General features: G+C 63.2%; 8 protein-coding genes. 7 read left to right on the forward strand and 1 reads right to left on the reverse strand.

The window, feature by feature from the left end; genetic code table 11:
* The first annotated feature begins 125 nt into the window (after positions 1–125).
* The 5 genes from glmM to serA all read left to right on the forward strand — a co-directional run bounded on the left by glmM (position 126) and on the right by serA (position 6,662).
* The gene (gene glmM, locus AC6CIG_RS15855) at positions 126–1,478 is read left to right on the forward strand and encodes a phosphoglucosamine mutase (protein WP_100673061.1); all 1,353 of its coding nucleotides are present in this window, start codon (positions 126–128) and stop codon (positions 1,476–1,478) included.
* Between the two features lie 174 nt (positions 1,479–1,652).
* Positions 1,653–2,528, forward strand: coding sequence for an outer membrane beta-barrel protein (locus tag AC6CIG_RS15860; RefSeq protein ID WP_498322987.1), 876 nt, complete (start codon positions 1,653–1,655; stop codon positions 2,526–2,528).
* A gap of 344 nt (positions 2,529–2,872) precedes the next feature.
* Positions 2,873–3,670, forward strand: a complete 798-nt coding sequence (locus AC6CIG_RS15865) for an outer membrane protein (protein ID WP_127708978.1) — start codon at positions 2,873–2,875, stop codon at positions 3,668–3,670.
* A 137-nt stretch (positions 3,671–3,807) separates the two neighbouring features.
* Positions 3,808–4,986 carry a phosphoserine transaminase gene (locus AC6CIG_RS15870; protein WP_018096853.1) on the forward strand — a complete coding sequence of 393 codons (1,179 nt, stop codon included), beginning with the start codon at positions 3,808–3,810 and terminating at the stop codon, positions 4,984–4,986.
* 80 nt (positions 4,987–5,066) lie between these two features.
* Entirely contained in the window at positions 5,067–6,662 is a 1,596-nt protein-coding gene (gene serA / locus AC6CIG_RS15875; protein WP_018096854.1) for a phosphoglycerate dehydrogenase, read from the forward strand.
* A 68-nt stretch (positions 6,663–6,730) separates the two neighbouring features.
* Here serA and AC6CIG_RS15880 read toward each other — a convergent pair whose 3' ends face one another.
* Positions 6,731–7,621, reverse strand: coding sequence for a DMT family transporter (locus AC6CIG_RS15880; protein WP_018096855.1), 891 nt, complete (start codon positions 7,619–7,621; stop codon positions 6,731–6,733).
* A 204-nt stretch (positions 7,622–7,825) separates the two neighbouring features.
* Here AC6CIG_RS15880 and AC6CIG_RS15885 point away from each other — a divergent pair, with 204 nt between their 5' ends.
* Both AC6CIG_RS15885 and AC6CIG_RS15890 read left to right on the forward strand, forming a co-directional pair.
* Positions 7,826–9,124, forward strand: a complete 1,299-nt coding sequence (locus AC6CIG_RS15885; RefSeq protein ID WP_018096856.1) for an adenylosuccinate synthase — start codon at positions 7,826–7,828, stop codon at positions 9,122–9,124.
* Between the two features lie 63 nt (positions 9,125–9,187).
* Positions 9,188–11,470 carry a hypothetical protein gene (locus AC6CIG_RS15890; RefSeq protein ID WP_127708976.1) on the forward strand — a complete coding sequence of 761 codons (2,283 nt, stop codon included), beginning with the start codon at positions 9,188–9,190 and terminating at the stop codon, positions 11,468–11,470.
* The last annotated feature ends 22 nt before the right edge of the window (positions 11,471–11,492 follow it).

The following is an 11,492-nucleotide window of genomic DNA, read 5'->3' on the forward strand; positions in this document are numbered from 1 at the left end:
GGTTTTATGGCAAATATGGCGCAGATTTGCGGGCGGGTCGCGGAACTATGAAAACCAAAAGCGGAACACGCAGGCGCACGCGGCCGGCACAAGAAGCGACGCCGAAGCAGGACAATGGAGTTTTTATGAAGCGCAGATATTTCGGCACCGACGGCATTCGCGGCCAGTCCAATATATTTCCGATGACGCCGGACCTCGCCATGCGGGTCGGCATTGCAGTAGGAACGATTTTCAGAAACGGCGCTCACCGCCACCGGGTGGTGATCGGCAAGGACACGCGCCTGTCCGGCTATATGCTCGAGAACGCGATGGTCGCGGGCTTCACGGCAGCGGGGCTCGACGTCTTTCTGCTCGGCCCGATCCCGACGCCCGGCGTTGCCATGCTGACGCGGTCGCTGAGGGCCGATATCGGCGTGATGATCTCCGCCTCGCACAATGCGTTCCGCGACAACGGCATCAAGCTCTTCGGACCCGATGGCTACAAGCTCTCGGATGACATCGAACAGAAGATCGAAGAACTGTTGGAGCAGGATATGTCCGGGCAGCTCGCCAAGCCGGAGGATATCGGCCGGGCCAAGCGCGTCGACGGTGACATCTACCGGTATATCGAGCAAGCCAAGCGGACGCTGCCGCGCGACGTCACGCTGAAAGGTCTTCGGATCGCCATCGATTGCGCAAACGGTGCCGCCTACAAGGTCGCGCCCTCCGCCCTTTGGGAACTGGGCGCAGAAGTCGTTACGATCGGAACCGAGCCGAACGGCGTCAACATCAACCTTGAGTGCGGATCGACGCATCCGGCGGCGCTTCAGAAGAAGGTGCACGAGGTAAGGGCGGATATCGGCATCGCGCTCGACGGAGACGCCGACCGTGTTCTGATCGTCGACGAGGAGGGGGCGGTCATCGACGGCGACCAGCTCATGGCGGTCATCGCCGACAGCTGGGCGGCAGATGGCATGCTCAAGGGCGGCGGCATTGCCGCGACCGTCATGTCGAATCTCGGCCTCGAACGCTACCTTCAGGCGCGCCGGCTCAAGCTCCACCGAACCAAGGTGGGCGATCGCTACGTCGTCGAGCAGATGCGTCAGGACGGCCTGAACGTCGGTGGCGAACAATCGGGCCACATCGTGCTTTCCGATTTCGGCACCACCGGCGACGGCCTCGTCGCGGCGCTGCAGATCCTCGCGGTCGTAAAGCGCCAGGGCAAGACTGTGAGCGAAATCTGCCGTCGTTTCGAGCCCGTGCCGCAGGTCCTGAAGAACGTTCGCGTTGCGGCCGGCAAGCCCCTGGAGGATGCCGGCGTGCAGCAGGCGATCGCCGATGCGGAGGCGCAGCTCGCCAAGAACGGGCGGCTGCTCATCCGGCCCTCCGGCACCGAACCGCTGATCCGCGTCATGGCGGAGGGCGACGACCGCGGTCAGGTCGAGCGCATCGTCGACGAACTCGTCAACGTGATCGGCGGCGTGCGCAACGCTGCCTGATTAAGAAGCAGCCGCTGCCCCCTCATTCGCTGGCCGATGAGGGGGCAGTCACTGTACGTGAATATAGCGACCGAATACTTCCAAAAGTTAATATTCAAGGTAAATTTTTGTAGTTAATCAGGGATTAACCTTTCCCCTTCATCATGCGTTGAAGCATACGAAACGGCTGCGACTATGATCCGTCAGCCATTCAAGAATACACTAATGTATTGGAGTTGGGGCATGAAGAAGATTCTTAGGGGCGTTGCTGCGGCTCTGCTGAGCGGCACGCCGGTTTATGCAGCGGACGTCTATCAGCCGCCCGTAGAAGCACCGTTCGTCGAGCAGCCGGTGGAGGTGGTCGAAGCCAGCGGCTGGTATTTGCGTGGCGACGTCGGTTACGCGTGGAACGACTTGCGCGGGGCCCACTATTTCCAGGGCTCGAACAGCAACCTGGTCGATTTCGACCGCGCCGATGTGGATGACTCCTACGTCCTTGGCGGCGGTGTCGGATACCAGATCAACAGCTATCTGCGTGCCGACGTCACGCTCGACTATCTCGGCGAGTCCGACTTCAAGGGCTCTACCAGCGGCGGTTGCGGGGTTGCCGTCAATTGCGTCTCGAACGATGTCGCATCGATGTCCGCCTGGAGCCTGCTGGCCAATGCCTATGTGGACCTCGGGACCTACGGCGCCTTCACGCCCTATGTCGGTGCCGGTATCGGTGGCACCCGGGTAAAGTGGGGAACCCTGCGCAACACGAGTTGCGACGTTACGGATCCCGGCAACTGCGACCCGACGATCGAGCACAAGGGCGAAAGCGATTGGCGCTTCACCTATGCGCTGATGGCCGGTACCGCCGTGGATCTCACCTGCAATCTCAAGGCCGATGTCGGCTACCGCTTCCGCCATATCAACGGCGGAAACATGTTCGGCTACAATCTCAACAGCGGTCCGGCCTACGACAAGGACATCTATGTGCACGAGGCGCGCGCCGGCCTGCGCTATTCCTTCGGCAACAATTGCGAAGCGGCCTATGTGCCGCCGGCCGAGCCGATCGTATATAAGTGATCCGGGCTAAGGCCCGTTGAGATTCGGGCCACCGCCGCCGCTTGTTTGATCGCCTCATCCCTGTGACAAGCACAGGGACGAGGCAGAGGCCAGATTGCAGTCCTGCGAAAAGTTGCCTACAGCGCCGCGCGTCTTATGAGACGCGCAAACGGCGCTGTAGCCCTTTGAGCTGCTGCATGTTTTTGTCCATTGATCGCTTTCCACCTTCCTAAGAGACATGGTTAACCCGTAGTTAACCCGTGCCTGCAATAGTTAACGCGAATGGCCAGCTTCATGCTGCAGCGCTTTGCGTCTCCCCATATATGCGCAAGCCCGCAGCACCTGGCCGAGCGAAAGGGCATGGCATGGATTGGCGACGGGGATTTTGCAGCATGGCATTCTGCGCCGGCCTGTTGGCGCCGTTCTCTGCGCAGGCCGCCGACGAAGAACTGCTCGACGCGCCCGAGATCACGATTTCGCCGGAAGCGACCGGCGGCGGCCTTTATCTGCGTGGCGACATCGGCTACGCAGCCTGGCTGGACGAGGGCGATCCCTTCTACCGCTCCTCTGGCGGCACGGGAGCCGTTTCCTTCGACGACGCGCGCTTCGACAAGCCGGCCTCCGCCACCATCGGCCTGGGCTATCAATTCACCGACGTCATTCGCGCCGATCTAACGGCCGAATATTTCGAGGGCCGCTTCGACGGGGCGTCGCTGTCGGCCAGTCCGTGCGCGGGCGAGGGCGCGGGGACGAGGTGCGCGCTTTCCCATAGCGCCAATTTTTCCGCGCTCGGCCTGATGGCAAACGGTTATGTCGATCTGGCGACGCTTGCTGGGTTCACGCCGTATCTCGGTGCCGGTATCGGAGCGACCCGGATCGACTGGAAAACGACCCATGAGACCTCGACCTGCGTCGGGGCAGGCGGGGCCTGCTCCGGGGCGGCGGGCGGTGCTTCCTATGGCGGGCGGGACAGCTGGCGCTTTACCTATGCCCTCATGGCGGGCGCCTCCTACGACGTCACGGATCGGCTGAAGTTCGATGCCGGCTATCGCTATTCGCAGATTGCGGATGGCGACATGTTTGGCTCCGGGGGCGCGAAGGGCTATGACGATGGACTGTCGCGTCATGAGTTCCGCGTCGGCTTGCGTTTCGCGCTTTGGTGATGCGGTGCCGGTTTGCTCGAAACGGCAAAAGTTTCTTCAAACGCGACGCGACCGCTTGACTTCCTCTCCGAGCCGCAATATTCCCGGCGGCGGGACACCCCTCCCCAACGAGGGGCTTCTATCTGAGAGGATAGCATATGACGAAGCCTGCCAAGCCGGCCATGCGCCCGGCCAATACTCATTTTTCTTCTGGTCCTTGCGCCAAGCGTCCCGGTTGGACGCTCGAAGCTCTCTCCGATGCCCCGCTCGGTCGCTCGCACCGAGCCAAGATCGGAAAGACAAAGCTCAAGCAAGCGATAGACCTCACCCGCGAAATTCTCGAAGTTCCGGCCGATTACCGTATCGGTATCGTGCCCGCTTCGGACACCGGTGCCGTTGAGATGGCGCTTTGGTCGCTCCTCGGCGCCCGCGGCGTCGACATGCTGGCCTGGGAGAGCTTTGGTGCCGGCTGGGTGACCGACGTCGTCAAGCAGTTGAAGCTTTCCGATGTCCGCCGCCTGGAGGCCGATTACGGCGCGCTCCCGGACCTGTCCAAGGTCGATTTCGATCGCGACGTGGTCTTCACCTGGAACGGCACGACCTCCGGCGTGCGGGTCCCGAATGCCGATTTCATTCCCGCGGATCGCAAGGGCCTGACCATCTGCGATGCGACCTCCGCCGCCTTCGCGCAGGCGCTCGATTTCGCCAAGCTCGACGTCGTGACCTTCTCCTGGCAGAAGGTGCTCGGCGGAGAGGGCGCCCATGGCGTGCTGATCCTCAGCCCCCGCGCAGTCGAACGGCTGGAGACCTATGTCCCCGCCTGGCCGCTGCCGAAGATCTTCCGCATGACCAAGGGCGGCAAGCTGATCGAGGGTATCTTCACCGGCGAGACGATCAATACGCCGTCCATGCTCTGCGTCGAGGACTATATCGACGCGCTTCTCTGGGCGAAGTCGGTCGGTGGCCTCGAGGGTCTGATGGCCCGCGCCGATGCCAATGCCGAGGTCATTCACCGTTTCGTTGCGGCCAATGACTGGATCGCCAACCTCGCGGTGAAGCCCGAAACCCGCTCCAATACGTCGGTCTGCCTGAAGATCGCCGACAATGATGTGTCGGCGCTCGACGCGGACGCACAGGCCGCCTTCGCCAAGGGGGTCGTGGCCCTCCTCGAAAAGGAAGGCGTCGCATTCGACATCGGCCATTATCGCGATGCGCCGTCCGGGCTTCGCATATGGGCGGGCGCGACGATCGAGACGTCCGACATGGAAGCGTTGATGCCTTGGCTCGCCTGGGCTTTCGAGACCCAGAAGGCGACGCTTTCGCAGGCTGCCGCCTGATCCGATGCGATCCGCTTCGCTCTCCCTGAGGGCGAAGCCTAATCCCCAATGGTTCAGACCTGTTTTTCAAGGAGGCCTTCATGGCACCTCGCGTTCTCGTATCCGATGAACTGTCGGAAACCGCTGTCCAGATATTCCGCGACCATGGCGTGGAAGTGGATTTCCAGCCGAAGCTTGGCAAGGACAAGGAGAAGCTTGCCGAGATCATCGGCAATTACGACGGCCTTGCCATCCGCTCCGCCACCAAGGTGACCGAAAAGCTGATCGCCGCCGCGACCAATCTCAAGGTCGTCGGCCGCGCCGGCATCGGCGTCGACAATGTCGACATTCCCGCCGCTTCGCGCCGCGGCATCATCGTCATGAACACGCCCTTCGGCAACTCGATCACCACCGCCGAGCATGCCATCGCGTTGATGTTCGCCGTTGCAAGGCAGCTTCCCGCCGCCGACGGCTCGACCCAGGCCGGCAAGTGGGAAAAGTCGAAGTTCATGGGTGTCGAGATCACCGGCAAGGTGCTCGGGGTCATCGGCGCCGGCAATATCGGCTCGATCGTCTGCGCCCGCGCGATCGGTCTCAAGATGCACGTCATCGCCTATGATCCGTTCCTGTCGAAGGAGCGGGCAGAGGAAATGGGCGTCGTCAAGGTCGAGCTCGACGAACTCCTCGCCCAGGCAGACTTCATCAGCCTGCACGTGCCGCTGACGGACAAGACCCGCAACATCCTGAACGCGGAGGCGATTGCGAAGACCAAGCCGGGCGTGCGTATCATCAACTGCGCCCGCGGCGGTCTCGTCGATGAAAAGGCGCTTGCCGAGGCCCTCAAGTCCGGCCAGGTCGCCGGCGCAGGCTTCGACGTCTTCGAGGTCGAGCCCGCCACCGAGAGCCCGCTCTTCGGCCTGCCGAACGTCGTCTGCACGCCGCATCTCGGCGCATCGACGACCGAGGCGCAGGAGAACGTCGCTCTGCAGGTCGCCGAGCAGATGTCGGAATATCTCGTCAAGGGTGCGGTCACGAACGCCATCAACATGCCGTCGATCACGGCGGAAGAGGCGCCGATCCTGAAGCCCTTCATCCGGCTCGCGGACGTTCTGGGTGCCTTTGTCGGGCAGGTCACCGAAAGCGCGATCAAGGAGATCGAGATCCTCTACGACGGCTCGACCGCGGCGATGAACACCAAGGCGCTCACGAGCGCGGCGCTCGCCGGGCTGATCCGCCCGCAGGTGGCCGACGTCAACATGGTTTCGGCGCCGGTCATGGTCAAGGAAAAGGGTGTGATCCTTTCCGAGGTCAAGCGCGACAAGACCGGTGTCTTCGACGGCTACATCAAGCTGACTGTCAAGACGGCGAACCAGACCCGCTCCGTCGCAGGGACCGTCTTCTCCGACGGCAAGCCGCGCTTCATCCAGATCAAGGGCATCAATCTCGATGCGGATGTCGGCAATCACATGGTCTACATAACCAACACCGACGTTCCCGGCATGATCGGCTTCATCGGATCGACCCTTGGCGACGCGGGCGTCAACATCGCCAATTTCCAGCTCGGCCGTGAGAAGCAGGGCGGCGATGCGATCGCGCTGCTTTACGTCGATGGCCCGGTTTCGGAGACCGTGCTCGACAAGCTGCGGGCGAACGAAGCGATCCGCCAGGCAAAGCCGCTGGTGTTCAATATCGACTGAGCCGCACTCGGGCTTTCAAATTGCCCCTTCCCGCAGGCGTCCGCAGGGGAGGGGCTTTACGATATAGGTCACCGCGGCAGCTTCGGCCGGCCGCGTTCGGCAATGGCGATGCCGCCGAGGACGAGTGCCAAAGCCGCGAGATGAAACGGGTGGAATATCTCGCCGACCAGAAGGACGGAGAGAAGGGTCCCGAACACGGGAATGGCGTTGATGAACAGGCCGGCACGATTGGCGCCGATCATCTCGACGCCGCGGACATAGAGAACCTGCGACATCAGCGAGGGGAAGATCGCCGCATAGATCACGATCGCCCAGCCGGTCGCATCCGGCATGATTGCCGTGCCTTTCCCGATCTCCCACAAGAGGAGCGGTATGGCGCTCAGCAGCGCCCCGAAGGCCGGGGCGGCTATGAAGCTCTGCCAATGCATTGCCGGTTTCCACCGCAGCGCAACCGTATATGCGGCATAGACGATGCAGGCGAGGATCATCAGCGCGTCACCGAAATTGAAGCTCAGGCGCATGAGGCTTCCGAGATCGCCATGGGCGGCGGTAATGAGCACGCCGATCAACGTCACGGTAAAGCCGATGACCTGGGCGAGCGACGCCTTCATCTTGAAAAGCGCGAAATTGAAGATGAAGATCAGCATCGGAATGCCGGCCTGAAGGATGACGGCATTGATGGCGCTGGTGTATTGCACCGCGGAATACAGGAACGCATTGAACATGGTGAAGCCGACGGCGCCATAGGCAAGCAGCTGCAGCCAGTGCTGGCGGATCTTTTGCCAGTCGCGGCGGATCTGCGGCGTCATCAGGGCCAGGATGACCGCAAGCGCGAGCAACCAGCGCAAGGTCGTCAGCATCATCGGGCTGACGTGCCCGACCGCCATCTTGCCCGCCACTGAATTGCCGCCCCAAAAGAGCGCGGTAATACCGAGATAGAAATAGGCTCTGGCGTTCACGATGATACGGTCCGTGCGGGATGGAGGAGGATTGCCGGAATGGCACGAGAGTTCGAGATATAGGCGTTAAATCCGCGGTTTGTCATTCAAAAAGGGCTGGCCACCGCTCATAACGGGGTCGCTTTCCGAAAGACAACACAGTATAGATGCGCGGGTTTGAGAACAGCGCAACGTCCGCATGCGCGCGTAAACAGGAAGAGAATTATGACGAATGTCGTGGTGGTCGGATCCCAGTGGGGCGACGAAGGCAAAGGCAAGATCGTGGATTGGCTCTCGGAACGCGCCGACATCGTGGTGCGCTTCCAGGGCGGCCACAATGCCGGCCACACGCTGGTGATCGACGGCGTCAGCTACAAGCTGTCGCTGCTGCCTTCGGGTGTCGTCCGCCCCGGCAAGCTCGCCGTCATCGGCAATGGCGTGGTGATCGACCCTCATGCATTGCTCGCCGAGATCGACAAGCTTGCGGCCCAGGGCGTCAAGGTCACGCCCGAGAACCTGCGCATCGCCGACAATGCCACGCTCATTCTCTCGCTGCACCGCGAGCTCGACGGCATACGCGAGGACGCGGCTTCAAACAGCGGCACGAAGATCGGCACGACCCGCCGCGGCATCGGTCCGGCCTACGAGGACAAGGTCGGCCGCCGCGCGATCCGCGTCATGGATCTCGCCGATCTCGACACGCTGCCGGCAAAGGTCGATCGGCTGCTGACGCATCACAACGCGTTGCGCCGCGGCCTCGGCGAGGCCGAAATCAGCCATCAGGCGATCATGGACGAGTTGTCGTCGGTTGCCGAGCGCGTGCTGCCGTTCATGGACACGATTTGGCTGCTGCTGGACCGGCAGCGCCGCAAGGGCGCACGGATTCTCTTCGAAGGCGCGCAGGGCACGCTGCTCGATATCGATCACGGCACCTATCCCTTCGTGACCTCGTCGAATACGGTCGCCGGTCAGGCCGCCGCCGGCTCGGGCATGGGCCCCGGCGCGCTCGGCTATATCCTCGGCATCACGAAGGCCTATACGACGCGGGTCGGCGAAGGGCCGTTCCCCACCGAACTCGACGATGAGATCGGCCGCTTCCTGGGAGAGCGCGGCCATGAATTCGGAACGGTGACGGGGCGCAAGCGCCGTTGCGGCTGGTTCGATGCTGCGCTGGTGCGCCAGTCGGTGGCCGCTAACGGCATCACGGGCATAGCGCTCACCAAGCTCGACGTGCTCGACGGGCTGGACGAGTTGAAGATTTGCGTCGGCTATACTCTGGATGGACAGCAGATCGACCATCTTCCCGCAAGTCAGGCACAGCAAGCTTCGGCAAAGCCGGTCTATATCACGCTCGAGGGATGGAAAGAATCGACGGTGGGCGCCCGCAGTTGGGCCGATCTTCCGGCGCAGGCGATCAAGTATGTTCGCCAGGTCGAGGAACTGATCGGCGCGCCGGTCGCGCTACTTTCGACCAGCCCGGAACGGGACGACACGATACTTGTGACGGACCCTTTTGAGGACTAGTGTCGGCGCAAGGAAAGCGGCGACGCGGCAATTGCCGCGGGTCTGGAAATTGAGAAAGTACTGATGGCGGATTTTGTTGCAGTTATTCGCAGGACGGTCGACGGCCTGTCGGAAAACACACTGGAAATGCGAGGCAGGGTCTACGAGAAGGCGCGCGGTGCCGTGCGCCGCCAGCTCGAGAGCATGAACCCCCGGCCGTCGGACGACATGATCAACCGCCAGCTCAACAAGCTGGAACAGGCAATCTCCGAGGTTGAAAGCGAGCACGCCGAAGCCCTGCCGCCGGTCGAGGAGACCGAAGCTCTCGAGCCGGATACGCTCGAAGCACCGCCGGGCGAGGAGGCCGCCACACCGGTAACACAGCAGGCGGAGCCCGAGGCACTGCCGGCCGCTTCCGTCGAAGCGGAGCAGACCGCCCCAACGCCGGCCGACGAGCCTGCTTCTAAAGCCGCCCCGGAAGAGCCCGAAGATCCGGTGCAATCGGCCCCCGATGAGGAGCCGCCCGCACCGGTTGCCGAGGCACCCACGGTCGACATGCGCGACGAGGCACCGCTTCACGAAGAGGAGCCGGCCGACGCTGCCGCCGCTGTTCCGCAACGGGATGAGCCGGCCGAGGAACAGCAACCGGCCGCCGAAGCCGATGCGCAGCAGGAACATCCTGCCCAAGACGTGACGGCCGCCGAGCCCGATCCGCAGGATGTCAGCCGCAATGAGGCTGAGGTCGAATCATATCCGGCCGAGCCGGCACCGGCCGAGGCGACGCCGGTGGAGGTCCAGGCCGATGATGTGCCGGACAGGCGGGGACCATCCGAGTGGGCTTTGCCCGAATGGGAGGATACCACCCCCTCGCCACGGCCGAGCGAGGTCCCGGTCGAGCCGGAAGACCATAGGCAGGACGAGACGTCGCCGGCCGAGCCCGAGCGGCTGGGGATACATCCGGTCGAGCCGGAAAAGGCCGAAACGGAACAGCATAGCGGCGAGGCGGATGCAGCGCGCTCCTGGTCATTCGACGACAGCGATCCCTTCGCCCAAGGTACCGAAGGCAAGAAGGACCGGCCGGCAGACGAGCCGGAAATTTCCGAATGGTCGTGGCCCGTCGAGAAGGCTCCGGCCGCCGCGAACCAGGAAGAGCGTGCCGGCACTGCCTGGGATCATGTCGACGATCTGCTCGGTTTTGAGGACGACGGCCGGACGGCGAATGGTTCGGCGAGCAACAAGGACAAAGACAGCAGCCTTGCCGCGCCGCCTGCGGTTCCCGCTCGCCCCGCGTCCTATCGCGCCACGCCCAAGCCCAGCCGGTTCAGCATCAAACGCCTGGCGATCGGCGGGGCGGTCGTGCTTCTCCTCGGCGCCGGCGGCTACGCCTACTGGCAGAATAGAGAGGCGGGCAATGCCTGGCTCACGGGCATGGTCGCGAAGATCATGCCGAGCGATCCCGCCGAGACGCCGGCACCGGCGACACCCGGTGGCGAGGCCGAGCCGGCGAACCAACCGGCCGAACAGTCCGGCACCGAGGAAAATACGGCGCTTTCCGATGCTGCTTCCACCAAGTTCACCCAGCGGCTGCTTGCCGATGGAACGGAAAGGGACGAGGGACCTGCCGTCGCGACCGAGACGGCCGCTTCTCAGGAAGGCAAATCCGTCGCTGCACGGACGCATGCGGTAGAGCCGCCGAACGCCAATGCCGGCGTGCAACAGGCGGCAGCGGACCAGACGGCCTCGCCGGTGCCCGGCCAGACCGCCAGCGAGGCAGCAGCGCAGCCCGAGGTTTCCGTCGCCGATGGCGAGAAGATGTTCCTCTATGAAGAGAGGCTCGGCCAGTCCTCGCCGACCGCGATCCCCGGCACCGTCGCCTGGTCGATCAAGGAGGAGTCGCCAGGCGGCGATGCCAAGCCCGAGCCCGCCATCCAGGCGCAGATCACGGTTCCCGATCGTGGCCTCACGGCTCTGATGACCATCAAGCGCAATGCCGATCCGTCCTTGCCGGCAAGCCACGTGATCGAATTCGTGTTTTCGCTGCCCGAGAGCTTCGAGGGCGGCGCCATAGACGGCGTCCAGCGCGTCTCGATGAAGCGAACCGAGCAGGACCGCGGCGATCCGCTGATCGCCGTTCCGGCGAAGATCACCGACGACTTCCACATGATCGCACTCAACGATTTTGCCGAAGCGGTCAGCAACAACACCGAGCTTCTGCGCAGCCGCAGCTGGATCGATATCCCGATCACCTACCGCAACGGCCGCCGCGCTCTTCTCACCCTGGAGAAAGGGCAGGGCGGAGCGGACGCCTTCAACAAGGCCTTGCAGGCTTGGGGAAGTCCCGGCAGCACAGCTTCCAGCGGGCAATAGTCTAAGACCTGTTGAGATCCGG

The sequence above is a fragment of the Sinorhizobium sp. GQ132 genome (assembly GCF_059758575.1).

What these genes read in the sequence shown, in the direction of transcription:
- glmM (WP_100673061.1), top strand. Translation starts at nt 126, where the DNA reads ATGAAGCGCAGATATTTCGGCACCGACGGCATTCGCGGCCAGTCCAAT.
- AC6CIG_RS15860 (WP_498322987.1), top strand. Translation starts at nt 1,653, where the DNA reads ATGATCCGTCAGCCATTCAAGAATACACTAATGTATTGGAGTTGGGGC.
- AC6CIG_RS15865 (WP_127708978.1), top strand. Translation starts at nt 2,873, where the DNA reads ATGGATTGGCGACGGGGATTTTGCAGCATGGCATTCTGCGCCGGCCTG.
- AC6CIG_RS15870 (WP_018096853.1), top strand. Translation starts at nt 3,808, where the DNA reads ATGACGAAGCCTGCCAAGCCGGCCATGCGCCCGGCCAATACTCATTTT.
- serA (WP_018096854.1), top strand. Translation starts at nt 5,067, where the DNA reads ATGGCACCTCGCGTTCTCGTATCCGATGAACTGTCGGAAACCGCTGTC.
- AC6CIG_RS15885 (WP_018096856.1), top strand. Translation starts at nt 7,826, where the DNA reads ATGACGAATGTCGTGGTGGTCGGATCCCAGTGGGGCGACGAAGGCAAA.
- AC6CIG_RS15890 (WP_127708976.1), top strand. Translation starts at nt 9,188, where the DNA reads ATGGCGGATTTTGTTGCAGTTATTCGCAGGACGGTCGACGGCCTGTCG.